This window comes from Pseudomonas sp. AC070 (assembly GCF_979258635.1).
Genome location: NZ_OZ409871.1, coordinates 219,096 through 245,752, shown reverse-complemented (window position 1 = coordinate 245,752; position 26,657 = coordinate 219,096). Strand labels below are relative to the sequence as shown.

General features: G+C 60.4%; 24 protein-coding genes. 9 read left to right on the top strand and 15 right to left on the bottom strand.

The features are described 5' to 3' along the window. Positions 1 to 23: 23 nt before the first annotated feature. The 9 genes from ACZZ0Q_RS01095 to bioB all read right to left on the bottom strand — a co-directional run bounded on the left by ACZZ0Q_RS01095 (position 24) and on the right by bioB (position 9,230). Positions 24 to 1,316, bottom strand: coding sequence for a GGDEF domain-containing protein (locus tag ACZZ0Q_RS01095; protein ID WP_463540385.1), 1,293 nt, complete (start codon positions 1,314 to 1,316; stop codon positions 24 to 26). Between the two features lie 261 nt (positions 1,317 to 1,577). After that, positions 1,578 to 3,383 carry a phenylacyl-CoA dehydrogenase gene (locus tag ACZZ0Q_RS01090; protein WP_122492016.1) on the bottom strand — a complete coding sequence of 602 codons (1,806 nt, stop codon included), beginning with the start codon at positions 3,381 to 3,383 and terminating at the stop codon, positions 1,578 to 1,580. Between the two features lie 162 nt (positions 3,384 to 3,545). Then, the gene (locus ACZZ0Q_RS01085; RefSeq protein ID WP_463560212.1) at positions 3,546 to 4,286 is read right to left on the bottom strand and encodes a putative metalloprotease CJM1_0395 family protein; all 741 of its coding nucleotides are present in this window, start codon (positions 4,284 to 4,286) and stop codon (positions 3,546 to 3,548) included. 72 nt (positions 4,287 to 4,358) lie between these two features. Continuing rightward, complete coding sequence (locus tag ACZZ0Q_RS01080) at positions 4,359 to 4,598, bottom strand: hypothetical protein (protein ID WP_122492018.1); 240 nt, start codon at positions 4,596 to 4,598, stop codon at positions 4,359 to 4,361. 92 nt (positions 4,599 to 4,690) lie between these two features. Then, the gene (bioD, locus tag ACZZ0Q_RS01075; protein WP_463540387.1) at positions 4,691 to 5,374 is read right to left on the bottom strand and encodes a dethiobiotin synthase; all 684 of its coding nucleotides are present in this window, start codon (positions 5,372 to 5,374) and stop codon (positions 4,691 to 4,693) included. Between the two features lies 1 nt (position 5,375). Beyond that, positions 5,376 to 6,179: a malonyl-ACP O-methyltransferase BioC gene (bioC, locus tag ACZZ0Q_RS01070; protein WP_463540388.1), complete on the bottom strand. Its 804-nt coding sequence runs from the start codon at positions 6,177 to 6,179 to the stop codon at positions 5,376 to 5,378. Then, complete coding sequence (locus ACZZ0Q_RS01065; protein ID WP_463560210.1) at positions 6,169 to 6,879, bottom strand: alpha/beta fold hydrolase; 711 nt, start codon at positions 6,877 to 6,879, stop codon at positions 6,169 to 6,171. The genes bioC and ACZZ0Q_RS01065 overlap by 11 nt, the downstream gene beginning before the upstream one ends. Next, positions 6,872 to 8,059 (bottom strand): 8-amino-7-oxononanoate synthase, encoded by a 1,188-nt coding sequence (bioF, locus tag ACZZ0Q_RS01060; protein ID WP_463560208.1) that lies wholly within the window; start codon positions 8,057 to 8,059, stop codon positions 6,872 to 6,874. Before bioF ends, ACZZ0Q_RS01065 begins: the two co-directional genes overlap by 8 nt. A gap of 112 nt (positions 8,060 to 8,171) precedes the next feature. Continuing rightward, complete coding sequence (bioB, locus tag ACZZ0Q_RS01055; protein WP_463540391.1) at positions 8,172 to 9,230, bottom strand: biotin synthase BioB; 1,059 nt, start codon at positions 9,228 to 9,230, stop codon at positions 8,172 to 8,174. 90 nt (positions 9,231 to 9,320) lie between these two features. Here bioB and ACZZ0Q_RS01050 point away from each other — a divergent pair, with 90 nt between their 5' ends. Then, complete coding sequence (locus tag ACZZ0Q_RS01050; protein ID WP_463540392.1) at positions 9,321 to 10,061, top strand: phosphoribosyltransferase family protein; 741 nt, start codon at positions 9,321 to 9,323, stop codon at positions 10,059 to 10,061. Positions 10,062 to 10,121: 60 nt separating this feature from the next. Next, complete coding sequence (locus tag ACZZ0Q_RS01045; RefSeq protein WP_463540393.1) at positions 10,122 to 11,096, top strand: serine/threonine protein kinase; 975 nt, start codon at positions 10,122 to 10,124, stop codon at positions 11,094 to 11,096. Here the strand turns inward: ACZZ0Q_RS01045 and ACZZ0Q_RS01040 are convergent, their stop codons facing one another. Continuing rightward, positions 11,097 to 11,831: an SUMF1/EgtB/PvdO family nonheme iron enzyme gene (locus tag ACZZ0Q_RS01040; RefSeq protein ID WP_463540394.1), complete on the bottom strand. Its 735-nt coding sequence runs from the start codon at positions 11,829 to 11,831 to the stop codon at positions 11,097 to 11,099. It abuts the gene before it with no gap. A 10-nt stretch (positions 11,832 to 11,841) separates the two neighbouring features. Next, entirely contained in the window at positions 11,842 to 12,921 is a 1,080-nt protein-coding gene (gene nirK, locus ACZZ0Q_RS01035; RefSeq protein WP_463540395.1) for a copper-containing nitrite reductase, read from the bottom strand. A gap of 190 nt (positions 12,922 to 13,111) precedes the next feature. On the opposite strand from nirK, the gene rarD reads away from it, so the two are divergent. Next, complete coding sequence (gene rarD / locus ACZZ0Q_RS01030) at positions 13,112 to 14,011, top strand: EamA family transporter RarD (protein WP_463540396.1); 900 nt, start codon at positions 13,112 to 13,114, stop codon at positions 14,009 to 14,011. A gap of 20 nt (positions 14,012 to 14,031) precedes the next feature. On the opposite strand, the gene ACZZ0Q_RS01025 is transcribed toward rarD, so the two are convergent. Then, entirely contained in the window at positions 14,032 to 14,550 is a 519-nt protein-coding gene (locus ACZZ0Q_RS01025; protein WP_122492029.1) for an ACT domain-containing protein, read from the bottom strand. A gap of 133 nt (positions 14,551 to 14,683) precedes the next feature. Beyond that, positions 14,684 to 15,130 carry an N-acetyltransferase family protein gene (locus ACZZ0Q_RS01020; protein WP_463540397.1) on the bottom strand — a complete coding sequence of 149 codons (447 nt, stop codon included), beginning with the start codon at positions 15,128 to 15,130 and terminating at the stop codon, positions 14,684 to 14,686. Positions 15,131 to 15,458: 328 nt separating this feature from the next. On the opposite strand from ACZZ0Q_RS01020, the gene ACZZ0Q_RS01015 reads away from it, so the two are divergent. Continuing rightward, positions 15,459 to 17,636, top strand: coding sequence for a malate synthase G (locus ACZZ0Q_RS01015; RefSeq protein ID WP_463540398.1), 2,178 nt, complete (start codon positions 15,459 to 15,461; stop codon positions 17,634 to 17,636). 263 nt (positions 17,637 to 17,899) lie between these two features. Here the strand turns inward: ACZZ0Q_RS01015 and ACZZ0Q_RS01010 are convergent, their stop codons facing one another. Then, complete coding sequence (locus ACZZ0Q_RS01010; RefSeq protein WP_463540399.1) at positions 17,900 to 18,409, bottom strand: hypothetical protein; 510 nt, start codon at positions 18,407 to 18,409, stop codon at positions 17,900 to 17,902. A 195-nt stretch (positions 18,410 to 18,604) separates the two neighbouring features. After that, a complete protein-coding gene (locus ACZZ0Q_RS01005; RefSeq protein ID WP_463540400.1) occupies positions 18,605 to 19,033 on the bottom strand; it encodes a hypothetical protein in 429 nt (142 codons plus the stop codon). An 802-nt stretch (positions 19,034 to 19,835) separates the two neighbouring features. On the opposite strand from ACZZ0Q_RS01005, the gene ACZZ0Q_RS01000 reads away from it, so the two are divergent. From ACZZ0Q_RS01000 to ACZZ0Q_RS00980, 5 genes are all read left to right on the top strand, one after another. Further along, entirely contained in the window at positions 19,836 to 21,770 is a 1,935-nt protein-coding gene (locus tag ACZZ0Q_RS01000; RefSeq protein WP_463540401.1) for a putative nucleotidyltransferase substrate binding domain-containing protein, read from the top strand. 10 nt (positions 21,771 to 21,780) lie between these two features. Next, entirely contained in the window at positions 21,781 to 22,491 is a 711-nt protein-coding gene (locus tag ACZZ0Q_RS00995) for a 3'-5' exonuclease (protein ID WP_463540402.1), read from the top strand. 125 nt (positions 22,492 to 22,616) lie between these two features. Beyond that, entirely contained in the window at positions 22,617 to 23,135 is a 519-nt protein-coding gene (locus ACZZ0Q_RS00990; RefSeq protein WP_463540403.1) for an RNA polymerase sigma factor, read from the top strand. Then, positions 23,132 to 24,106: a FecR domain-containing protein gene (locus tag ACZZ0Q_RS00985; RefSeq protein WP_463540404.1), complete on the top strand. Its 975-nt coding sequence runs from the start codon at positions 23,132 to 23,134 to the stop codon at positions 24,104 to 24,106. The genes ACZZ0Q_RS00990 and ACZZ0Q_RS00985 overlap by 4 nt, the downstream gene beginning before the upstream one ends. 101 nt (positions 24,107 to 24,207) lie before the next feature. Further along, on the top strand, positions 24,208 to 26,649 hold the full coding sequence (locus ACZZ0Q_RS00980) for a TonB-dependent siderophore receptor (RefSeq protein WP_463540405.1): 2,442 nt from the start codon (positions 24,208 to 24,210) through the stop codon (positions 26,647 to 26,649). Positions 26,650 to 26,657 lie beyond the last annotated feature (8 nt).

The following is a 26,657-nucleotide window of genomic DNA, read 5'->3' as shown; positions in this document are numbered from 1 at the left end:
TGCGCGCCTATAAGCAGGCTCGCCTATGACGTCGGCGTGGCCACTCGCACTGCGCCGCGACGGTTTTGGCCGTGCTGGATCACGCAGTTGCGCCCCGCCGCCTTGGCCGCGTACAGCGCACGGTCGGCGGCTTTGATCACTTCTTCAGGCGTGCGCTGCTCGCTCTCTTTTTCCGCCACACCAATGCTCACCGTCACCGACACACTGGTGGCCGCCGCCGCGCCGCGTCGTTGTTTGCCTTTGCTGTCGTTTTGCGGACGGCTGCCTTTGTCGCGCAGCTGAATCACATAGCGCTCAACGGCCTGGCGCACTTCTTCGAGATGCGGTTTGCATTCGTCGAGCGTCTTGCCGGAAAACACCAAGGTGAATTCCTCACCGCCGTAGCGATACGCCTTGCCGCCGCCACCGATTTTTCGCAGCTGGCTGGCGACTACACGCAGCACCTGGTCGCCGACATCATGGCCGTGGGTGTCGTTGAATTTCTTGAAGTGATCGACGTCGGCCATGGCAATCACGTAATTGCGGCCCAAACGCGGCAAGCGTTCGTTGAGCGCGCGACGGCCCGGCAAGCCGGTGAGCTCGTCGCGAAAGGCCATTTGGTAAGCCTCGTGTGCCACCGCCACGGCCAGAATCAGCATGACTTCGCTGCTCATCACGTTCAGGCCGTGGGGCAGCAGGAAGGTTTTCGGCAGCATCCAGCACAGGCCGACCAGGCCAACGAGCTGCGCGGCGTGCAGCGGACGCGGCTTATAGATGTACTGAACGATCAGCCCGATAAACGCCAAGACAAACAGCGGATACGCCAGTTGCACCAGGCTCATCCATTCAGCGTGCAGCGACGGCCAGCGGATCTGCGCCAACCATTCAAGCATGCCCTGCGGATAGCGCTGCGCCAGGCCGAGCACCACGGCGCCGACCGCCAGCAGCACGGCGGAACGTGCCACCAGATCGCGGACTAAGTGGGTGCGTTCCAGCCAGGCCGCGTAAATGCCGTAGAGCAGCGGCAGCAACAGGCTGCACAGGTGAAACACCAGCGCCGTTTCAGGCCGCGCCTTGCCGGTGGCGCGGAAAAAATCGGCTTGGGTGTCGAGCAGAAAGTAGGCGCCGTAGACCACTATCAACAAAAACAGCTCGCGCTGGCGGGAATAAATCAGGCAAAACGCGCCGCCGAGGATCAGCAGCAGCGTGGGCAACACGTTGAACAGCGAGGTAAAGAACTCGTTCAGCACCGGCAAACTGGCAGCCGCCATCCCTGCTACCAACAGCAGCAACGAAGGGAGGAAATGGCTAAGGCGAACGGCTTTAAGGCGATGCACGACGATGTTCCACGGGCCGTCAGAAAGTGGCGGCGAACCGATGGCATTTTGCCTATTTCCATCGCGTTCGGCACCGGTTCCTGTCGCAATTTCCTCTAATTAAGAGCGAAACATCTGTCTGTAGGAGCGGCTTCAGCCGGGATGTTTTTGTTCTGTTCGAAAATGCATCGCGGCTGACCGTTATAGCCAAAACCCGCCCATAAAAAAACCGCCCGCCCTTTCGGGCGAGCGGTTTTTTCAACCGATGGTGCGAACTACGACTTAGTAGCCCAGCGCGAAGTCTTCTTCGGCCATGTCCATCAGGTTGTTGGCGCCGGACAGCATGGCTTCAACGTGCGCGCGAGTGCGCGGCAGGATGCGCTGGAAGTAGAAGCGCGCGGTTTGCAGCTTGGCTTTGTAGAACGCTTCTTCGGCGGTACCGGCAGCCAGCTTCTCAGCGGCTACACGGGCCATGTCGGCCCAGAAGTACGCCAGGCAGACATAGCCGGAGTACATCAGGTAGTCGACCGAAGCAGCACCCACTTCTTCACGATCTTTCATCGCGGCCATACCGACCTTCATGGTCAGCTCGCCCCACTCTTTGTTCAGCTTGGCCAGCGGAGCGGTGAACTCGGCGACAGCCTCGTTACCTTCGTTGGTCTGCACGAACTTGTGCACGATCTTGGTGAAGCCTTTGAGTGCTTCGCCTTGGGTTTGCAGCACTTTACGGCCCAGCAGGTCGAGCGCCTGGATACCGGTGGTGCCTTCGTACAGCATGGAAATGCGGCTGTCGCGAACGTTCTGCTCCATGCCCCACTCAGCGATAAAGCCGTGGCCGCCGTAGATTTGCACGCCGTGGTTAGCGGCTTCGAAACCCACTTCAGTCATGAAGGCTTTAGCGATTGGCGTCAGGAAGGCCAGCAGCGAATCGGCTTTCTTCTTGGCTTCTTCGTCTTGGCTGTATTTGACGATGTCCACTTGCTGAGCCGTGAAATAGACCATTGCGCGGTTGCCTTCGGCGAACGCTTTCATGGTCAGCAGCATGCGGCGAACGTCCGGGTGCACGATGATCGGGTCAGCGGCTTTGTCCGGCGCTTTCGGGCCAGTCAGCGAGCGCATTTGCAGACGCTCACGGGCGTATTTCAGACCACCCTGGAAGCCAACTTCAGCGTGGGCCAGACCTTGCAGCGCGGTACCCAAACGAGCGGTGTTCATAAAGGTGAACATGCAGTTCAGGCCTTTGTTCGCTGGGCCGATCAGGTAACCGGTGGCGCCGTCGAAGTTCATCACGCAGGTGGCGTTACCGTGGATGCCCATCTTGTGCTCAAGCGAGCCACAGGAAACGGCGTTACGGGTGCCGACGCTGCCGTCTTCGTTCACGTTGAACTTGGGAACGATGAACAGCGAAATGCCTTTGGTGCCTTGCGGCGCGTCGGGCAGGCGGGCCAGAACGATATGGACGATGTTGTCGGCCATGTCGTGTTCGCCAGCGGAAATGAAGATTTTGGTGCCGGACACTTTGTACGAGCCGTCCGCTTGCGGTTCAGCTTTGGTACGCAGCATGCCCAGGTCGGTGCCGCAGTGCGGCTCGGTCAGGCACATGGTGCCGGTCCACTCGCCGGAAACCAGCTTGGTCAGGTAGGTGTGCTGCTGCTCAGGCGTGCCGTGCTCGGAGATGGTGTTCATCGCACCGTGCGACAGGCCTGGGTACATGCCCCACGACCAGTTCGAGCTGCCAACCATTTCGCTCAGTACCAGACCCAGAGACTCTGGCAGGCCTTGGCCGCCGTGCTCTACGTCGTGGGACAGGCTTGGCCAGCCGCCTTCTACGTATTGTTTGTAGGCTTCTTTAAAGCCAGTCGGGGTTTTAACGCCGGACTCGCTCCAGGTGCAGCCTTCCAGATCGCCAACGCGGTTCAGTGGCGACAGCACTTGCTCACAAAACTTGGCGCCTTCCTCGAGAATGGCATCAACCATGTCCGGGGTAGCATCTGCGCAAGCCGGCAGGCTTTGATAGTGCGCTTCGTAGCCGAGCAACTCGTCGCGTACGAAACGAATATCACGCAAGGGGGCCTTGTAATCAGGCATAGCGGTAACCTCTACGATGGGTCCTAGATGGGTGACCGGCTTGGCGGTCTCGTGCGAGATCTCTCTCGATTGCCCGGCGGCTAGGATTCAGCCCAGCAATCAAACAGGCGTTTGAAACATACGTTTACGCTGATACCTTGTCAAGCATCGCCCTACAGCCTTCTAGGCAAACGCCTCTATCTGCGGCGCGGCTTCTGTGGGCGAAGCAATACTCTGATACACCTGAAGCGATGCCGCCGCGTCGGCCGGCTTGGCCGTATCGTCAGCCGTACTGTCTTTGTCGTATTCGGCGTTCTTTTCTTCAGCCCGTTCCACGTTCTCATTGCGACGTTGCTGCGCCAGCTCCGCGCGTGCCGCCGAGGCCAGCCCCTGGGCTTGCGCCGCTACGCGGAGGTCTTGGGCGGAAGGATCTGCCGGCGCCAGGGCGGCGCGCATCACTACTTCCATTTTGCTGATGGTGGCGGCCGGGTCGTTGGCCACCGCGCTTACGTCGATACCCACTTCGCCGCCAATCGCGTACGCCTTGCCGTCCGGCCCGCGCTGCATGGTGTAACTGGGCGAGCCAGCATACGCGCCGCCTACGGACGCGTGGGCGGCCTCGTGGGCGCGAACGTCGGTGTCTCGACTCGACAATTCTGAAATCTTCTGGCGATCGAGCTGCGCTTGTTGGGGATTTGTTGCCTCACCCGTTGCCGCGCCGTCTTGCTCGGCATTACTGACGGTTTCATCTGCTGCGGCCAAGCGTTTGCCGTCGGCGGACAACGTCACCGTGGTGGAGGGAGAGGAGGCGGAAGTTGTTTCGGGGGAGAGCGGAGCCGGCTTGTCATCGGCAAGCGAAGACGGGCTCAGCGTGGGCGAAGCCTGCGGTAACAGCGGATAACGCGCAGCACTGCCGATTTGCATGGGCTTTTCTCAGCGCCCGAATGAAACAAGCCCGCGAAGGGGCGACCGCCGACGGGTCAGGCGGCCGTGGAATCAGGCACGAATGTCGATCAAAGTGCCGAGCACCTCGTCGCTGGTCTCGATCACTTTCGCGCCGGCCTGGGCTTCGGTTTTACCGACGCTCAGTTGCACCAAGTTGTCAGCCGTATCGGCTGCATCGGAGTTGCGCGTAACGGAATTGCTCGCGATTTCGGACGCCGCCTGATCAATCCGGCGTTGGCCAGATTGCACGGTGCTTAACCCGGAGCTGAAAGCACTACCCGAGATTTCCATCGCAGACCTCGACAAAGAGAAATTTCTGACGCCAATTTAAGCAGATCGCGCTTAATAAACGTACAACCAAAACGCTATGGGAGCGCGGCTGTTTATAGCGCCAAATGCGCCAGGTGCAGATGAACTGCCACGCTTTCGGCGGCGGCGTCAGCCAAACGCGGCACGCGACCCAGGCACGGAGCGACCAGCAGCTCGGTCAAAGTGGCCAGGTTTTCATCGAGCCGCGAGGTTTCCGGGTCGACGATATTCGCCACCCAGCCGGCCAATTTAAGGCCGTCGCGCTCAATCGCCTCGGCGCTCAACACGGCGTGATTGATGCAGCCCAAGCGAACGCCCACCACCAGAATCACTGGTAAGCCCAGCGCTATCGGTAGGTCGGATAAAAAGCCGCCATCGCCCAGCGGCACGCGCCAGCCGCCCGCGCCTTCCACCACGGCGAAATCCGCACCTTGGTCGAGCACATGACGCACCGGCGCCAGCAACGCTTCCGCCGTCAGCTCGACACCCGCTTCACGCGCCGCCAAGTGCGGGGCGATCGCGGGGGCGAAGGCCAGCGGGTTGACCTCGTCGTAGCTAAGCGGCAACGAGCACTGGCCGAGCAGCGCCAGCGCATCGCTATTGCGCACGCCGTCAGCAGTGTTCTCGCTACCAGACGCCACCGGCTTGCACGCCGCCGTGCTCAAGCCCTGGCGGCGAGCGGCGCACAGCAGCCCGGCGGCAATCGTAGTTTTGCCGACTTCGGTGTCGGTGCCGGCGATAAAAAATGCAGCGCTCATCTCAACCTTCCTTTTCCAACACGGCGTACACAACCTGATAAGTCGCCGGCAAGCCCTTCGCCTGGCGGAACTGCTCGTACGCTTCGATCAGCGCCAGAATTCGTGCCCGCCCGGTCAACCCGCCGGGCCGGCCAGGGTTGAGGTTGTGGGCGCCGAGGGCTTTGAGTTCATGGGTCAGGCTGCGCACGTCGGCGTAATGCAATACGTGGGGCAGCACATTCAGGCTGCGCACGCGCAAGCCGCTGTCGGCACACAACCGTTGGTAGTCGCTGAACTGGCGAAACCGGTTGACGTGCACATGACCGTCCACCGCCTGCCAGCTGTCGCGCAATTCCTGCAGCGTGCCAACGCACAGGCTGCTGAAGGCCAGCACACCGCCTGGGCGCAGCACGCGTTTGGCTTCACTGAGTACCGCCGCGAAGTCGCCACACCATTGCACCGCCAGACTGGAAAACAGCAGGTCGCGGCTGGCGGCGCGCAGCGGCAAGTGCTCGGCATCGCCGGCAACAAAAAGCTGCGCGCCGCCCAGTGGCCGCGCGTGTTGCAGCATGCCCTCGGCGATATCCAGCGCCATGCCGGCCCCGGCACCAAACCGCTTGCCCAGTGCACGGGTGAAATAGCCGGTGCCGCAGCCGATATCCAGCCAGTCGGCCGGCGCCAGCGTTGTCGGCAATTGTTCCAGCAGGTGATTGCCGACGGCGCGTTGCAGCTCGGCGACGCTGTCGTAACTGGCGGCTGCGCGGGAGAAGGAGGCGGCTACCTGGCGTTTGTCGGGCAAGGCGCTCGCTGACCGATCAACCATCATGGCGCCGCCAAAAACGGCATATTTCCTCGGCCACCGGACCGGCCTGCTCCATTTGGAACGCGTGGCAGCCGCCCATGAAACGGATCTCCGGGTGACTAGCGCTGGCGGCCGCTTCTGGCACCAACGCGTCGCTGTCGCCAAACATGTGCAACTGCGGGCCCTTGAACGTCGTCATTGCCTCGCGAATATCCAGTGCCGCGAGTACGTGCAAGCCGTTGATCAAGCTGTTAACGGCGGGGGAAGGCATAGATCTAACGATCAATTTCGCATAGTGGTCCGCTTCGTCTCCGCCTTTGGTGCAGAGCAGCGCAAAGCGGCGCAGCGTGCCGGCAGGATTCTTCTCGCAGCGCTGCATGAAATCGGCAAAGTCTGCGGGCGGCATACCGTGGGGCCAGTCTTCGCTGGCGACGAAACGGCTGTTACTCGCCATGGTAATCAGTCCCGCACAGCGATGTTGGCGACGGGCTGCCAGCTCGGTGGCGAGCATGCCACCCAGTGACCAGCCACCCAACCAGCAACCGTCCGGCAACCGTGCATCGAGTTCGTCCAGCCAGTGCCCCGGCACGCTCGAATCAATTTCCGGCAACGGTTCGAGCTGAACCTGCAGGTCATTTTCCTCGCACTCCAGGGCGATTTGCAGGATGCCCAATGGCTCGATTCCCAAGCCCCACCCCGGCAACAGCACCAATGAATTACTCATTAGGGTTCCCCAACAATGGCCAGCACTCCGCCAACCCATCCAACAATTGCTGCACCTGCGCTTCGCTGTGGGCGGCCGACAAGGTCACCCGCAGTCGCGCGCTGCCAGCGGGCACGGTCGGCGGGCGAATGGCCGTGACCATCAAACCGCGTTCACGCAGCATCTCAGACAGACGCACCGCACGTCCGGCATCGCCAATCACGATCGGCTGAATCGGCGTAAAGCTGTCCATCAGCTCCAGGCCCAACGCTTGCGCGCCACGGCGGAATTGGCTGATCAAACTGTTCAAATGCTCCCGGCGCCAATGCTCGCTGCGCAGCAATTTCAGGCTTTGCAGGGTGGCGCAGGCCAGCGCGGGCGGCTGGCTGGTGGTGTAGATGTACGGCCTTGCGAATTGCACCAGGGTTTCGATCAGCTCTTCGCTGCCGGCGACAAAAGCGCCCGCCGTGCCGAAGGCCTTGCCCAGGGTGCCGACCAGCACGGGCACGTCTTCCAGGCTCAAGCCGTAGTGCTCGACGATGCCGCCTCCGTTAGCGCCCAGCGGACCGAAGCCGTGGGCGTCGTCGACCATCAGCCAGGCGCCAGCGGTTTTGCAGGTGGCGGCCAGGACCGGCAGGTCGGCGATGTCGCCGTCCATGCTGAACACGCCATCGGTAACCACCAGGGTATTGCCGGCAGGCTCTTTTTTGTCCGAGCGGGCGATGCGCACGCACAGGCTGTCGGCGTCGTTGTGTAAATAACGGGAAAAGCGCGCGCCGCTGAGCAGGCCGGCGTCGAGCAAGGAGGCGTGGTTGAGGCGGTCTTCCAGCACGGTATCGCCCTGCCCGACCAACGCCGTGACGGCGCCGAGGTTGGCCATATAGCCAGTGGAAAACAGCAGCGCACGCGGCCGGCCAGTGAGGTCGGCGAGCGCCTCTTCAAGCTCGTGGTGCGGCGTGCTGTGGCCGATCACCAGATGCGAGGCGCCGCCGCCCACGCCCCAGCGCTCGGCGCCGGCTTTCCAGGCGGCGATCACGTCGGGGTGGTTGGCCAAGCCCAAATAGTCGTTATTGCAGAAGGCCAACAAACGCTTGCCGTCGACGACCACGTCCGGCCCCTGCGGGGTTTCCAGCAGTGGGCGGTGTCGATAGAGGTTGTCGGCGCGGCGGGCAGCCAGGCGGGCGGAGAGGTCGAAGCTCATAGGACGTTTGCCTTACGCGACCCTGTAGGAGCGAGCGTGCTCGCGAAGCTTTCCAAGATCACACGCTTCGCGAGCAGGCTCGCTCTTACGGAGTACGGCGGGATTCAGATGATCAGGCCGAGGCGGCGTCGTAGAACAACTCGCTGCTCTTCTGCTCGATCAATGCCTGTTCGATGGCGGCCTGATGCACTTCGTCGGCGTGCTCTTCGCGCGCTTCGGGTTTGATGCCCAGGCGGCTGAACAGCAGCATGTCTTTGTCGGCTTGCGGGTTGGCGGTGGTCAGCAGTTTCTCACCGTAGAAAATCGAGTTGGCGCCGGCGAAGAAAGCCAGTGCTTGCATCTGCTCGTTCATCGCCTCGCGGCCAGCGGACAAACGCACGTGGGATTTGGGCATCAGGATGCGCGCCACGGCCAGCATGCGAATGAAGTCGAACGGGTCGACATCGTCGGCGTTGGCCAGCGGTGTGCCCTGCACTTTCACCAACATGTTGATCGGCACCGACTCCGGGTGCTCCGGCAGGTTGGCCAGTTGAATCAGCAGGCCGGCGCGGTCGTCCAGCGACTCGCCCATGCCAAGAATGCCGCCCGAGCAGATTTTCATGCCGGCATCACGCACGTAGGCCAGGGTTTCCAGGCGTTCGCCGTAGGTGCGGGTGGTGATGATGTTGCCGTAGAACTCCGGCGAGGTGTCGAGGTTGTGGTTGTAGTAATCCAGGCCCGCTTCGGCCAAGGCGCTGGTCTGCTCTTTGTCGAGCTTGCCCAGGGTCATGCAGGTTTCCAGGCCCAAGGCTTTCACGCCTTTGACCATTTCCAGCACGTAGGGCATGTCTTTGGCTGACGGGTGTTTCCACGCAGCGCCCATGCAGAAACGGGTCGAACCGATGGCCTTGGCTTCTGCCGCCGCCTCCAGAACCTTCTGAACTTCCATCAGCTTTTGCTTATCCAGGCCGGTGTTGTAGTGGCCGGATTGCGGGCAGTACTTACAGTCTTCAGGGCAGGCGCCTGTTTTGATCGACAGCAAGGTCGAGACCTGCACGCGGTTGGCGTCGAAGTGCGCGCGGTGAACGGTTTGGGCTTGGAACAGGAGGTCGTTGAAGGGCTGTTGAAAAAGTGCCTTAACCTCAGCGAGGGACCAGTCGTGACGCAGGGTAGGAGAAGTGGTGGCGCTCATCAGCAGTCCTTCTTGTAGTCATGCGCGGCGGGTGAATCAGACAATGCCCACAAGCGCGGTATGGATGTTCGGCATAGTTAAGGAAGCAAAATGCGCTGTCAACCTGCCAACTGGAAAGTGGTTTACAATTGGTTAAATAGTGATCAATTGTGCTGTTTGTGCGACGGCCCGGGTGGCCACCCGCATCCGCTGTGCAAACCCTGCGCCGCTGAGCTTCCGTGGCTCGACAGCCGCTGCACTCGGTGTGCCCTGCCCTTGCCTGACCCCGGTTTGACGTGCGGCGAATGCCAGAAAAAACCACCGCACTTCGATCAGGTTGTATCGCCCTGGCGTTACGGCTTTCCTGTCGACACGCTCATCACGCAGTTCAAGCACCACGGCAAGTGGCCTGTGGGACGCCTGCTGGGTCAGCTTTTGTCACACCACCTGCAAAATGCGTTCGCCGTCGGCTTACCACGCCCGGATTTATTGCTGCCGGTGCCACTGGGCAAACAGCGTCTGCGCCAGCGCGGCTTCAACCAGGCCGGCATGCTCGCCGACTGGCTTGCGCCGCACCTGAACGTGCCGGTGAACGCTCGCTTGCTCCGCCGCGTACGCGAGACGGAGGCCCAACAGCAGCTCGAGGCCGCCGCCCGCCAACGCAACCTGCGCAACGCCTTTGTGCTGGCCGACGCCGAGCAAGTTGCCGGCAAACACCTGGCCCTGGTGGACGACGTACTGACCACCGGCGCCACCGCCAACAGCCTGGCTCGGTTGCTGAAGAAAGCCGGGGCGCGGCGTGTGGATGTGTACTGCCTGGCACGCACCCCGAAACCCGGCGAAACAGCCTGAGGCCAACGCTCGGCGCGCGGCTGGGCGTACACTGGCGCCCCACGCCGCCAGGAACGTCCCATGAGCCACCCGTTTGCTGACCTCACCCCCGACCTGGTTCTGGATGCCGTAGAAAGCATCGGGTTTCTCAGCGATGCCCGTGTGATGGCGCTCAACAGTTACGAAAACCGCGTTTACCAGGTGGGAATCGACGAAGGCCAGCCACTGATTGCCAAGTTCTACCGCCCGGCGCGCTGGACGGACGCGGCGATTCTCGAAGAACACGCCTTCACTGCCGAGCTGGCTGATTGCGAGGTTCCAGTGGTGGCGCCGCTGGTGCACAACGGCCAAACGTTGTTCGAGCACAAGGGTTTTCGCTTCACCTTGTTTCCCCGCCGTGGTGGCCGCGCGCCGGAGCCGGGCAATCTCGATCAGCTGTATCGCCTCGGCCAACTGCTCGGCCGCCTGCATGCCGTGGGCGCCAGCAAACCCTTTGCCCACCGTGACGAACTGAGCGTGCAGAACTTCGGCCACCAATCGCTGGCCACCTTGCTGGACGGCGGGTTTATTCCCAAGAGCTTGCTGCCGGCTTACGAGTCGGTCGCCCGCGACGCATTGAAACGCGTGGAAGACCTCTACGCCGCCACGCCTTACACATCCATTCGTATGCATGGCGATTGCCACCCCGGCAACATGATGTGCCGCGACGAGGTGTTCCATATCGTCGACCTCGACGACTGCCGCATGGGCCCTGCGGTGCAGGATTTGTGGATGATGCTGGCCGGCGACCGCCACGAGCGCCGCGGCCAGTTGGCCGAGCTGGTGGATGGCTATCAGGAATTTCACGACTTCAACCCACGGCAACTGCCACTGATCGAAGCCCTGCGCACCCTGCGCCTGATGCACTACAGCGCCTGGCTGGCGCGGCGTTGGGACGACCCGGCGTTTCCGATGAGCTTTCCCTGGTTTGGCACCGAGCGTTATTGGGGCGAGCAGATTCTGGTGTTGCGCGAGCAGCTCTCGGCGCTTCAGGAAGAGCCGCTGCGGCTGTTCTGATTAGCGCGACTCGCGCACCAGCCGAAGCCCGACGTACGTCGGCGGCGTGCCCACCGAGCAGGCGCCGCTGACCGGGTCGCGAATAAAATCGGACAGCGCACTCGGATGGCGCCCCGCCGCGATATGAATGCCGCAAAAATCTCCGCCGCCCGCTCCATTTGAAAAACAGGTGTTGGTCCACTCCCACACATTCGTGGCAATGCTCACCAAGCCGCTGGGGCTTTCGGGCTGCTCGATGAAACGTTGTAGCTTCAACGATGGCGCGCTGCGCTGGGCGTCCCGTTCGTATTCGTCGAGCCAGCGACGCGCCGGGTTACGAGGATCGTCTTTGATAGGCGGAGCATCGACATACAACTGCCCCGCCGCCAGCAGCCACTCGCCGTAGCGCGGCAGGCGGTACGTTTGGCCCGTCACGGACGATAGCCAACTTGCGTAAGCGGTGGCATCAACCCAACTGATACCCACCACCGGCTGATCCGCGCGTTTGCGGCCGGGTTTATCCAGCGCCGCGCAACGTCTAGCACGAACACACGCGGCGTACTCAGCACGGCTCACTTGATGGCGCATGATGCTGAACGCCTTCACTTTCTCCGTGACCAGCGCAGAGGCGGCGGGCAGTTGGTAACGCGCTACACCAGCCGGCACCTGCACCCACGTGTTTTCGTGCTCAGGTGCCGGCCCGCCGATTCCCAGCGCCATCAGCAGGCCCAGCACCAAGGTTTCAGAATGATCCACAGCGCCTCCCTTATTGGCCTTTGGTGATCGGACCGGGCGCCTTCACCTGTTCCATAAGATCGTTATTCCACTCGCCCTCCACCTTCACGTGGCCCGCGGCGCCCAGCTCCATGGCTTCGATCAGGTTGTGGTTCACGTAGGCGTAGATGCCAGGTTGCTTGAAGGTGTAGAGCGCGGCGCCGGCCGAGCCGCCGCGAATAAACCAGGTCTCTTGGTCTTTCTGTGGGGGATTGGCGAACTTGCCGTTTTCCCACACCCAATCACCGTGACCGCCAATCAGGTGCGGGCGCGTGTCGCGGTTGGCTTGGGAATGGATAAACAACACGGTCTCGCCGACCTTGGCGGTCATGGCGTTTTCCCCGGTCAGCGCGCCGACGCGGCCGTTGAACACCACGTGGCTGGGCGTGAGGGTGCGCATGACTGCGCGGGTGTCGGCGTAGCTGGCAATGGCGCTGGGGTATTCCTTGTACTTGCCGTCCGGTCCTTTCGGGATATAGAGGTCGAACTCGCCAATGGTGTACGCGCGGTCGTAGTGCAGCGCGTGGCCCGCTGGATCTTTCAGCCCCTCACGCGGAAGCACCATCAATGTGCCGCTCATGCCCGACACCACGTGCCACGGCACCATGCCCTCGGGCGCGCAGTGATAAACAAAGGTGCCGCTGCGGTCGGCTTTGAAGCGCAGCACGGTCTCCTGGCCTGGCGAAACGAAGGTCAGCTTGGCGCCGCCAAGGGCACCGGTGGCGGCGTGAAAATCGATGTTATGCGCCAAGCTGTTGGTGGCCGGATTCACCAGGGTCAGCTCAACGTAATCGCCCTCATGCACCACCATGGTTGGGCCGGGCATCGAGCCGTTGAAGGTCATCGCCTGCAAGGTGGTGCCCTGGTTGTCGATGACCATTTTTTTCTCTTCGATGGTCATTCGGAACTGCACCACTTTCGGCGCGCCGGCATCGACCTGTTGGTGAGTATGAATCTGCGGCGGCGCCACCAAGTCGACCTTAACCCGTTGCAAGTTGTCGGCCCCGCCTGCCATTACCGTGCCTGCCAGGCTCATGGCGACGGCCACTACTAAAGGTTTGATGCTGTTCATTGCATGCTCCATCAGCGATTAAGTTGCCGGCCATTGCAGGCCATCACCCAGTCGCTGTTGTTGTCTTGGAGCAATGCCCGGCCACGGCTTTACCGAATCGAGCGATTTCGCACAGCCGCAGTCGCCAGGTCGGACAGATGCCTGCGGGCTGACTAGAATGAGCCCCTGCGTTTTTTCACCAAGGACTTCCATGACCAGCGCCAACCCGCGCCGCGGGTATCTACTCGGCATTTGCGCCTACACCATCTGGGGCCTGTTCCCGCTCTACTTCAAAGCCATCGCGCAGGTGCCTGCGCTGGAAATCATCGTGCACCGCGTGCTTTGGTCTGCGCTGTTTGGCGTGCTGTTGTTGCAGGTGTGGAAACACCCAGGCTGGTTCAGCGAGCTGCGCAGCAACCCGCGTCGATTTGGCGTACTGGTCGCCAGCGGAACGCTGATTGCCGCCAATTGGCTGACCTATGTGTGGGCCGTAAACAACGGCCACATGCTCGATGCCAGCCTCGGCTACTACATCAATCCGTTGATCAACGTGCTGCTGGGCATGGTGCTATTGGGCGAGCGTTTACGGCGCCTGCAATGGTTGGCGGTGGCGCTGGCGAGTATTGGTGTGGCGCAGCAGTTATGGCTGGCCGGCCATGTGCCGTGGATTTCGCTGATGCTGGCGCTGTCGTTCGCGTTCTACGGACTGATCCGCAAACAGGCGCCTGTTGCCGCACTGCCGGGGCTGGTGGTGGAAACCTGGTTGTTGGTGCCCTTCGCCATCGGCTGGCTGTTGCTCAGCCCGGACGCGCTGAGCCGGCAACCGGACTTCTGGGCCAGTACCCAGTGGCTATGGCTGGCGGCGGCCGGCCCGGTAACGCTGGTGCCGCTGCTGTGCTTCAACGCAGCGGCGCGGCACTTGCCCTATGCGGCGCTGGGCTTCCTGCAATACGTGGCGCCGACGCTGGTATTGCTGCAAGCCACCCTGCTATTCGGCGAGCACTTGAGCCCAAGCACGCTGACCGCTTTCGCCTTTATCTGGGCGGCGCTCGCCGTGTACAGCGTCGACGCCTGGCGCAGTTTGCAGCGCAGCAAACTGCCCGTCGCCTGACACGCATCGCGCAGCCGAGGTTATTCCTCGCTGCGCAACACCAGCTCAACCATCAGGTCATCGGCCAGTGTTTCCAGCCGCGCCTGCAGCACATCGAGTGACAAACTCAGCGGAACCGCCAACGTCGCCTCGGCATGAAACAGCGGCTCGTTGCTCATGGGCGCCGGCACTACATCGGTAACCAGACTCTCCACGTTCACTTCAAGCTCGCTAAGCACGCGGGTGATATCGCGCACGATGCCGGGCCGGTCGTTGCCCACCAGGTCGAGCAGAATCGGCTTCCACGCGTGCGCCGGGTCGAGGCCGCTTTCGGCCAGCAGCACGCGAATGCCCTGGCCATCCAAGGCCTGCAACGCGGCGACCAGATCGTGGTGCGCCTCGGCGGGAACGCTCACTTTCAGAATGCCGGCGAACTGCCCGGCCATGCGCGACATGCGGCTCTCCAGCCAATTGCCGCCGTGGGTTGAAATGCAGCTGGCGATCTTTTCCACCAAGCCGGGCTGGTCTTCGGCAATTACGGTCAACACCAAATGCTTCACGGTGAACTCCTTGCTGTGATGAACGCGGCGTCCGCCAGCCTGTAGAAGCCAGCTTGCTGGCAAAGCGGCGAACGCGATTCGAAATCGGTGATTACAGGGTTCGCCAGCAAGCTGGCTCCTACAAAAAGCGCTGTCAGGTCAGGCTTAGCCAGTAGGTCAGGTACACCTCGTCTTTCACATAACCCAGGCTTTCGTACAACGCCTGGCCGGCCAGATTGGTTTTTGCCGTTTCCAGTTGCAGGCCGCAGGCGCCGGTTGCCTCGGCGTGGGCGCGGGCAGCGTTCATCAACAATTCACCGATGCCTTGGCGCCGGGCCGTTGGGCTCACGAACAAATCGCTCAGCAGCAGCGCAGGCGCCAACGCTAGTGAGGAGTGAAACGGATACAACTGCACGAAACCCTGGGCCACGCCCGCCTCGTCACGGGCCAGTAACACGGTGGAATCACCCTTGTGCAGACGAGCGGCAAGAAAGCCACGAATCTCTTCCAGGGCGCGCGGCACTTGATAAAACTCCAGATAACCGGCAAACAGCGCGGCGAGGTCGTCAAGGTCGCGGGGTTGGACTGCATGAACGGGCATACACGGCGCTCCTAAAGGGCTTGCGCGAGTATAGGCAAAACCTTACGAAGGCTGTCGAACAAGGCGAAAAAGGTAGTAACACTACAAAATCGTGTACGAAACGAATATTTTTGTAGAACAAAAGCGCTGTTTTTTGAGAACATCCGCGCCCCCGTTGTGACTGCTGAGGCCATAGCTGGTCGCAGTTCGACGCATGCCCGCTGATTTTCACCCGATCATGATGTAGTATGCCGCGCCTCGGACTACAAGACGGCCAACGCCGGGTCCGTACAGGGCTATCCGCAGTGAGCTATTGAGTACAGCTAAGAGCTGAGCAGAGAGGCAAGTAATGACTGAGCGCGTTCAAGTCGGTGGCCTGCAGGTCGCCAAAGTCCTGTTCGACTTCGTAAACAACGAAGCTATTCCCGGTACCGGGATTTCTGCCGAGCAGTTCTGGAAAGGTGCAGAGAGCGTCATCAATGACCTCGCACCGAAGAACCACGCACTACTCGCCAAACGTGATGACTTGCAGGCCAAGATCGACGGCTGGCACCAGGCACGTGCTGGTCAGGCGCATGACGCCGTGGCTTACAAAGCCTTCCTGCAAGACATTGGTTACCTGCTGCCAGAAGTCGCAGATTTCCAAGCCACTACCCAAAACGTCGACGAAGAAATCGCCCACATGGCCGGCCCGCAGCTGGTAGTGCCGGTGATGAACGCGCGTTTCGCCCTCAACGCTTCCAACGCCCGCTGGGGTTCGCTCTACGATGCCCTGTATGGCACCGACGCGATCAGCGAAGAAGGCGGCGCCGAGAAAGGCAAGGGTTACAACAAGGTTCGTGGTGACAAGGTAATCGCCTTCGCCCGCGCCTTCCTCGACGACGCCGCGCCGCTGGCTGCTGGCTCGCACGTTGATTCCACTGCCTACAAAATCATCGAAGGCAAACTGGTGGTCGGCCTCAAAGGCGGCAGCAACACCGGCCTGCGCGACGATGCTCAGCTGATCGGTTTCCAAGGTCCGGCCAATGCGCCCGTTGCCGTGCTGCTCAAGCACAACGGCCTGCACTTCGAAATTCAGATCGATGCCTCCAGCCCCATCGGCCAGACCGACGCGGCCGGCGTGAAAGACGTGCTGATGGAAGCTGCGCTGACCACGATCATGGACTGCGAAGACTCTGTAGCCGCCGTGGATGCTGACGACAAAACCGTCATCTACCGCAACTGGCTCGGCCTGATGAAGGGCGACCTGGCCGAAGAAGTGGCCAAGGGCGGCACCACCTTCACCCGCACCATGAACCCCGACCGCGTTTACACCAAAGCGGACGGCAGCGAGCTGACCCTGCACGGTCGCAGCCTGTTGTTCGTGCGTAACGTCGGCCACCTGATGACCAACCCGGCCATTCTCGATGCCCAAGGCAACGAAATTCCGGAAGGCATCCAGGACGCCCTGTTCACCAGCCTGATCGCGGTGCACAACCTCAACGGCAACACCAGCCGCAAGAACACCCGTACCGGCTCGGTGTACATCGTTAAACCGAAAATGCACGGCCCGGAAGAAGTCGCCTTCACCAGCGAAATCTTCAGCCGCGTCGAAGACGTGCTGGGCTTGCCACGCAACACCCTGAAAGTCGGCATCATGGACGAAGAGCGCCGCACCACCGTCAACCTCAAGGCGTGCATCAAAGCCGCCAGCGAGCGCGTGGTGTTCATCAACACCGGCTTCCTCGACCGCACCGGTGACGAAATCCACACCTCCATGGAAGCCGGCCCGGTTGTTCGCAAGGCCGCCATGAAGTCCGAGAAGTGGATCGCCGCCTACGAAAACTGGAACGTCGATATCGGCCTGGCCACCGGCCTGCAAGGTCGCGCCCAGATCGGTAAAGGCATGTGGGCCATGCCCGACCTGATGGCCGGCATGCTCGAGCAGAAAATCGCTCACCCGCTGGCCGGCGCCAACACCGCCTGGGTGCCGTCGCCGACCGCCGCTGCGTTGCACGCGCTGCACTACCACAAGGTTGACGTGTTCGCCCGTCAGGCCGAACTGGCCAAGCGCGAACGCGCCTCGATTGACGACATCCTGACCATCCCGCTGGCGGCTAACACCAACTGGTCTGCAGACGAAATCCAGAACGAACTGGACAACAACTCGCAGGGCATTCTGGGTTACGTCGTGCGCTGGATCGACCAGGGCGTCGGCTGCTCGAAAGTGCCGGACATCAACGACGTTGGCCTGATGGAAGACCGCGCCACCTTGCGTATTTCCAGCCAATTGCTCGCTAACTGGCTGCGTCATGGCATCGCCAGCGAAGAGCAGATTGTGGCCAGCCTCAAGCGCATGGCGCCGGTGGTTGACCGTCAGAACGCCAACGACCCGCTGTACCGTCCGCTTGCTCCGAACTTCGACAACAACATCGCATTCCAAGCTGCCCTGGAACTGGTGATCGAAGGCGCCAAGCAACCGAACGGCTACACCGAGCCGGTTCTGCACCGTCGTCGTCGTGAATTCAAAGCCAAAAACGGCCTGTAATTCGCGCCTCGCTCGACAAAAAAACCGCCCTTCGGGGCGGTTTTTTATGCGCATTTAGTATGCGTTTGAAATCCTGCATAGCCATTGAATTATGTAAAACATCATGCTGCATAGACCCGAACGAATATCCGCTCGAGACGGTAGCTTTGATAACTTTCAGCGGATCATGAGCGCCGACCTCGCCACTAATAACAGCATTGCGAACGAATGACTTCAAATCGAAAGCGGGTTTATTTTCGATGATTATCATATAGAGACCCTTACTAAATTTTATCTAAAAGCACGAAATCTTTTTTCAACACATAGGATAGCGATCCGTCCAGTGCCCAATAAACTAAAAACTCGTCGCCGGAAAGGCTTTTAACTGAACATATTGAACGAATCATGCCCCGACAAGCACTGTGCGCACATGGCATAAAGGAGTTTTCAAAATCACCAGTTATCTCAGGGAGGTAATATATTCCCGTCGGCCTATCGTTTACATAAACCCCTTGCTTATCAAGCAGAATAATATCGCCAGGAATCTTGGTAAGATTTATAATCGTCTCATCTTCAAACAGATCTGGATTTCCGTTCAGCTTTTCTGCCACCAAGCTATCGATATATTCTCGCATCGTATGTTTATTATCGAGTTCGCAAGGCGCTGTTATATCCTCAGACGACGAAAAGCCATAAAGACGAGCCATCCTTTCAACCTTCGTTTCCACAGCGACAGCATTAGCACAAAACAACAACGAAATAGAGAATAAGAAAAATACACTTCCGAAGTACATAGCCGCCCCCTGAATAATCTATCTGCCAACCACTTACGGACGAAGTCTTATTTAGAAAACGCTCTACTATTAAAACCCGCTTTATTTAATATTTAATTGAGCGAAATCTTCTTTAATACTTATACCAGCTTACCTCTACGCCACCAATAAACCAAAAACTGTTACTCATCGTGTTTTACTTATGCCGCCGCTGCACTATCCGCCGGAACAATGAGCCAACATGAACTCACGCGATTCTTCTGGGGAAATTGCACTTGTAACTGCCAGCGCAAACGCGTTAGTGATCGAAGCGTTGCAAACCATAACCAGCGAAATACCTCCCTTTAATTCGCAACTGGCCACATACAGCACATTGTCCGCTTGCCTCGCTCTGTACATGCTGCGGCAGCTTTCAAACTCAATGGTTGCCCCGGTTCGCTTGGCGGTAATTACAAAATCATCCATGGGTGGCTTGAAGTCTTTCTCATCGACACTTTCAAGGTAGATATCAGGAAATCTATAAACTTCTTTTGAAACGACAACAGGGGATGCGACCAACGACATCGCGACTATTAAAATCCGGACAGTCCGTCCGCACCAAGCCGACACCTCCTTTAACAACTGCGCGCTAATCTTCGTAATCATCACGCCCCCATAAATCCGGAAAAACAATTAAAACCCTGTACAGGCCGGCTTGAAGATTTTGTACCTTTGCAACGCCAACTCATCAGATTCCGGAAATATCCACACTCTATGCGAACAGGCGAACAGGCGAACAGCAATAAAGAGCTTCGCCCTTTTGCACACTCGAAAAATTTCTCCCCTTCGGTTTTAGATACAGATCCACTTTGGCGGGAAAAGCCCGACCGTTCGAGTTTTTCCATAGCTTTCGAAACAGATTTAACGCCATCCAACCTACCCTCGACTTCGCTAGTAAAAGCGTCTGAATTATCGGGTGATATTCAATGCACGAAGCCAGCAAGAGAGGCGCACCGATTAACAACATTGTCCGAATAATTTTCATCCCCAAACCCTGAGTGCTGATCCTCCAAGCCAGATTCCGCCGCCCCGCCAAATTAAACAAGCCACGACAACCAACTCCGGAATCGTCCCACCAATGCTTAGTACTTCGAGCCTTTCAAGCCAAGTCTGATCATCTATCGACGCACAAAACTCACAATTGTTTAAATAAGCAATTTTGTAAGTACATTCATTCAAACAATAAGGAATCAGGTCGACGTTCTTTTAATTTCATATAGAACCTCACGAGCAATTAAGCAAAACCACGTTCACACAGTTCCCACTCAAACATCCACGACGCCCACCGAAAACCAAGCGCTCACACCTTTCCTCCCCCGAACTAGACTTATGTCCCATGGCCTCCCCGTCCGATTTTCCCGACGATGGCCTTTCGATGAATTCAAGGCCACGGTCCGGACGCAGCGTTATGAGCAAGGCCAGTGAATTCGCCCAGGCGGGCAAGGTGGCGGTGCAGCAGAACATCCAGGGGTTGATGGAGTTTTTGCAGAAGTTTCCGCCGTTCAATCAGATGGAGAACGCCCACTTGGGCTATGTGCTGGAGAACTGCCAGCTGCGGTTTTATGGCGCCGGTGAAAGCATTCTCAAGCCCAGCGGCGGGCCGGTTCAGCATTTCTATATCGTCAAGCAGGGCCTGGTGGTCGGTGAGCGTCCGCACACGGCGCGGCGCGGTACGGAAACCACGTTTGAGATCACCACCGGCGAGTGCTTTCCGCTGGCGGCGCTGCTGGGTGAACGGGCAACCCGCACGGAGCACTTGGCGGGCGAAGACACCTTCTGTTTGCTGCTTGGCAAAGACGCGTTTATCAAGGTGTTTGCCTTGTCTGCGCCGTTTCGTGACTTTGCGTTGCGCGGCGTCAGCAGCCTGCTCGATCAGGTCAATCAGCAGGTGCAGCGCCAGGCCGTCGCCACGCTCGGTGCGCAGTATTCGCTGGATACGCCGCTGCGCGAATTGGCGATGCGCCAACCGGTGACGTGCAGCGCCGACACGCCGATCAGCGCGGCCGTGCGCCTGATGCATGAGCTGCAAGTGGGCAGCATTGTGATCGTCGATAACGCGCACCACCCGATCGGCATTTTCACGCTGCGCGACTTGCGCTCGGTGGTCGCCGCCGGGGCGGAGAACCTGGGCGGGCCGATTGCCGATGTGATGATTCCGTCTCCCTTCCATTTGCCGCCCACGGCTAGCGCCTTTGACGCCGCCATCGCCATGACCGAGCGCCATATCGCCCATGTCTGCCTGGTGGCTAACGGCGAGCTGCGCGGCGTGGTGTCGGAGCGTGATCTGTTTTCCCTGCAACGGGTCGACCTGGTGCACTTGGCGCGCACCATCAGCCACGCCAACCGGCTGGAGACGCTGGTGGCGCTGCGCAGTGATATTCATCAATTGGTCGAACGCATGCTCGCTCACGGCGCATCGTCCACGCAGGTCACGCAAATCATCACGCTGCTCAACGACCACATGGTGTGCCGCGTCATCGAGTTGAGCATCGAGCAGTTGGGCGATCCGGGCGTGCCGTTTACCTGGCTGTGTTTCGGCAGCGAGGGCCGCCGCGAGCAGACGCTGCATACCGATCAGGACAATGGCATGTTGTTCGAGGCCAGCGACGCGGCCGACGCGGCGATCAAGCGCGGCAAGCTTCTGCCGCTGGCCGAGCGCATTAATCACAGCCTGGACAAATGCGGCTTCAGCCTGTGCAAGGGCGGCGTAATGGCCAGCAACCCGCAGCTGTGTTTGTCGCACCTGGAATGGTCGCGGCGCTTTAGCAGTTTTATCCGCGATGCCAGCCCGGAACATTTGTTGGCTTCGAGCATTTACTTCGACTTGCGAGCGGTGTGGGGGCCGGTGGAGGGCTGCGAAGTGCTGCGCCAGCAGATTCTGATCGAAGTGGCCGACAACCAGATTTTCCAGCGCATGATGGCCGCCAATGCCCTGCGCAACCGCCCACCGGTGGGGCGCTTTCGCGATTTTGTGGTGGCGCGCAGCGGCAGCGAAAAACACACGCTGGATTTAAAAGTGCAGGGACTCACGCCGTTCGTGGATGGCGCGCGGCTGTTGGCATTGGCCCATGGCATCAGCGCCGGCAATACGGTGCAGCGCCTGCGTGAGTTGATCGCCAAGGAAGTGATCGACCCACTCGACGGCGCGGCGTACCAAGAGGCCTATCACTTTATTCAGCAAACCCGCATGCAGCAGCACCAGCAGCAGGCGCGCCAGCAACAGCGCTATTCAAATCGCCTCGACCCCGACAGCCTCAACCACCTCGACCGGCGCATTTTGCGCGAGTCGTTCCGCCAGGCGCAGCGCCTGCAAAGTAGCCTGGCGCTGCGGTATCAGCTATGAGCCGGCGCACATGATGCCGTTCGACTGGCTGCGCCGCCGCCCCGCCGAGCCCATCGCCCAACCGTTATTGGACGCCTGCGCGCAACTGCACGCGCCGGGCCAATGGAGCGATTTACCGCTGCGCGAGCAACGCTTCGTGGTGCTCGATCTGGAAACCAGCGGCCTGAACATGCAGCGCGATCAGGTGCTGTCCATCGGCGCCGTAGTGATTGAAGACGGCGCGATCAACCTCGGTCAGCAGTTCGAATGCACCCTCCAACGCCATGCGCAGCCGGTGAGTCCCAGCGTGCTCATTCACGGCATCGCGCCCAGCGCGCTGGCCGCTGGCGTGGTGCCCGCCGACGGCTTGCTGGCGTTTATGCAGTTTGTCGGCGACAGCCCGTTGTTGGCCTTTCATGCGCCGTTCGACCAACACATGCTGAGCAAAGCGTTGAAGCAGGAATTGGGCTACAGCTTGGAACACCGCTTTCTCGACGTGGCCGACCTGGCGCCCATGCTCTGCCCCGACATCACGCTGCGCCAGGCCGGGCTGGACGACTGGACCGCGCACTTTGGCCTCCAGGTTCAGCAGCGCCACCACGCCAGTGCCGACGCGCTGGTAACCGCAGAACTGGCGCTGATTCTGTTCAGCCGCGCCCGCCAGCAAGGGCTGCACAGCCCGGCCGCGCTGGCCGATGCGCTCAGCCGCTGGCAACGGCGCCAGCAGCGACCCTCTCTGTAACCACGTTGCAAAGCGACCCACATAAATAACCGACCGCGAACAATTGCGAGGCACGGCCACTCTCTGCAATCATATGCGAATAATTCTCGATTTCGCGTTTGTTCTGCTTTTGGGCGGTGAGTGCTGTGTCGGTTGGGGAATCCACAAACCACGAATTGGCGGGCGTGCTGTATCGCGATCATCGCGATTGGCTGCTCGGCTGGCTGCGCAAAAGCCTGAGCTGCCCGCACCGGGCTGAAGACCTCAGCCAAGACACCTTCGTGCGCATTCTCGGCAAACCCGACGCCCTGCACATGCGCGAACCCCGCGCCCTGCTGACCACCATCGCCAAAGGCCTGCTGATCGACTATTTCCGCCGCAGCGCCCTGGAACGCACTTACCTCGACGAACTGGCCGCGCTGCCCGAAAGCGTGCATCCCGACATTGAAGAACAAGCCCTGGTGCTCGAATCGCTGCGCGCCATCGACCGCCTGCTCGGCACGCTTTCGAGCAATGCGCGCGCGGCCTTTCTCTATAGCCGCATCGACAACCTCGGCCATGCCGAAATTGCCGAGCGCCTTGGGGTGTCGGTGCCGCGCGTGCGTCAGTACCTGGCGCAGGGTTTGCGCCAGTGCTACATCGCCCTTTACGGCGAGCCGACATGAACCGCGCCAGCGTATCGGCCAAGGTGCTCGACGAAGCCATTAGCTGGCAGCTGTGCCTGGGCTCGGGTGAGGCCAGCGACCTTGAGCGCGCCGAGTTTCATTTGTGGCAGGCCGCCAGCGCCGAACACGCCCGCGCCTGGGCGCAACTCAGCGGCCTGGATCAACACTTCGCCAACGTCAGCAGCCAGCCGGCTCGCCGCGCCCTGGTGCGCGCCGCCAGTTCTGGCAAAAGTCGCCTGCGCAGCGGCGGCATTCTCGGCGTGCTACTCGGTGCGGTTCTGGGCCTGAGCCTGGCGCACCAGCAGCGCCCACTCGGTGACTGGCTGGCCGACGAGCGCACCGCGCCCGGCGAGCAGCGCGAACTGCAACTGCCCGACCACAGCACCGTGCGCCTCAACAGCCGCAGCGCGCTGGACATCGACTTCAACCCGCAGCAACGCCGCCTGTTTTTGCGCAGCGGCGAAATACTCGTAGAAACCGCCCACGGCGACGCCCGGCCTTTTATCGTCGCCACCCGCAACGGCGAACTGCGCGCATTGGGCACGCGCTTTCTGGTGCGCCAAGAGCCGACCGGCACGCGCCTGATCGTGCTGCAATCGGCCGTGGCCGCGCGTCCGGCGCAAGCTGCAGCCGAAACCGGTGTCATCCAGCAAGGCCAACAAGTGCTCATGGCCGCCGACGCACTGGGCCACGTGAACGCCGCACCGGCCACCGCCGACGCCTGGACCCACGGCATGTTGGTGGTGGAAAACATGCGCCTGGCCGACTTACTCGAGCAACTGGGCGACTACCGCGAAGGCTTTCTCAGCGCCGACCCGCAAGTGGCCGATTTGCGCATCAGCGGCAGTTTCCCCTTGCGCAACACCGACCTGGCCCTGGCCGCGTTGCCGCCCAGCCTGCCGGTGCAAATCGAACGGCGCACCGATTGGTGGGTGCGCGTGGTGCCGGCGCCCGCTGCGGAAAAACCCTAAAAAACCGGCTGCTGAAAATATTTTCAGGCAGCCCTATCACTTTTCGATTTTGCTTCGGCATAGGGGCATTGAGATTAATTCCTGCTTGGGAGCCGCTCGCAATGTCGAAGTCCGCCATCACCCTGTTCCGCCCCACGTTACTGGCCGCCGCCCTGGCATTCGCCAGCCTGCCGGCCCTCGCCGCCGACACCGCCGCCATGCGCAGCTACCAACTGCCGGCCGCGCCATTGGCCAGCACCCTGAACCAGATCGCCAGCCAGGCCGGCGTAGTGCTGAGCATCGACCCCAGCCTGACGGCCGGCAAAACTGCCCAGCCGGTGCAAGGCCAGTACAACGCGCAGACGGCGCTGCGTCAGGCGTTGCGCGGAAGCGGGCTGACATTGGTGGCTAACAGTGCGGGGACGTTTAGTCTGGCGCCGGCAGCGAGCTCGGCCAATGGCGTGGCACTGCCGGATGTAAACATTGATGCCAGTAGCAGCGTGGAAAGCCCCTGGGGCGCCGCGACTGGCTACCTTGCGAAGCGCACCGCCGTCGGTACGAAAACCGACACGGCACTGGCTGAGGCGCCACGCTCAATTTCCGTGGCCACTCGCGAGCAGATGCAGGACCGCGCGGTGCAAAACCTTGACGACGCCGTGCGCTACATGCCCGGCGTGGTGGCCAGCAGTTACGGCAGCGATGCACGGGCCGAATGGATGAAAATCCGCGGTTTTGAACCCACGCAGTTTCTTGATGGTTTGCCGCTGCCCAAGGGCACCTACGTAATGCCCAAGCTGGAGACCTGGAACCTTGAGCGCGTCGCCGTGTTGCGCGGTCCGGCCTCCTCTATCTACGGCCAGACGCCCCCGGGCGGGATGTTGGATATGGTGAGTCGCCGCCCGGAAGACACCAATAGCAACGAAGTGCAGCTACAAGTCGGTAGCTACCAGCACAAACAGATCAGCTTCGACAGCACCGGCCCGATCGACGACCAAGGTCAATTTCTGTATCGCGTCAGCGGTGTGGTACGCGACAGCGGTACCGCCATCGAACATGTTGATGACAAGCGCTACAACATTGCGCCGAGCCTGACATGGAATATGGATGAGGACACCAAGCTCACTTTCCTCTCGCAGTTCAACCGCGACGATACCGGCATCACCAGCCAGTTCCTGCCGCTGCAAGGCACCAAGCTGACCAGTCCGGCTGGCGAGATCAAGTACCACAAGAACCTCGGCGATCCAGAGTGGGAGTTCTACGACAAAACCTACTACGCCCTGGGTTATGCCTTTGAACATCGCTTGAATGACATATGGCAGTTCCGCCAAAACGCGCGCTATACGAAGAGCGACTTGTCTTTCCAGGGTATTACCGCCGGCGGCTTCTACTGGCCGAATACGCCGGATTTGGCGGTTTCCCCAGACGGCACGGTGCGCCGAGGCGCGAACGTCGTTAACGAAGACATCAGCCAGTTTGCGCTGGACAACAACTTCCAGGCTGACTTTGCCACGGGCGGGCTGAGTCACACCGTGTTGATCGGCCTTGACCACCAACGCGTAAATACCAACTACCAGTGGCTATATGGTGAGGCGCCGACCAGCAATATCATCAACCCTGTCTACGGGCAGGATTTCAGCTCGGTAAGTTACTTCGCCTATCAGGACTACAACCAGAAACGCTATAGCACTGGCCTGTATCTGCAAGACCAGATGGCGCTCGATAACTGGCGCCTGACCCTGGGTGGGCGTCAGGACTGGATGAAGACCGACTCCACATTCTTTGCCGCCGACGAACATGACAACCGCAGCGACAACGCCTTCAGCGGCAATGCGGCACTCAGTTATGTGTTCGACTCCGGCTTCACGCCCTACGTGTCCTACGCGGAATCGTTCCAGCCCGAGGCAGGCGGCAACGGCAGTATCGCGTTCGAACCCAGCACCGGTAAGCAATATGAGTTGGGCCTCAAATACCAACCACCGGGCAGCGACATGCTGTTCACTGCGGCGGTATACGACCTGACCCGCAAGAACATCGTGATGTCGGACTCGCTCGGCGTGACGCGTCCAGTAGGCGAAGTGAACGTGAAAGGCTTCGAGCTGGAAGCGACCGGCAACGTCAACGAAAACCTCAAGCTGACCGCCGCCTACACCTACGCCAACAGCAAGATGACCAAGGTTGGCGACCCGGACGACAAAAACCGTCCTCTGCCGCTGACGCCAGAGAATCAGGCTTCTGCCTGGGCTGACTACACCTGGCACACCGGTTTTCTCGCTGGCTTCGGCACCGGATTCGGCGTGCGTTATGTAGGCGAGACCCACAACGTGCCAGTCGGTAACCTGCCGTACGTTGGCGATAAGTCAGACGGTGATACACGCTCATACACCGTGTATGACGCCGCCATTCATTACGACCTGGGCCAAATCGCCACCTCAATGGAAGGCGCAAGTGTGGCGTTGAATGCCAAGAATCTGTTCGATAAGGAATACATGTCGACCTGCGACGGTACCTATTGCTACTACGGCGAACGCCGCAGCGTCGTGGCGAGCGTGAACTACAAGTTTTAAGAAACTCG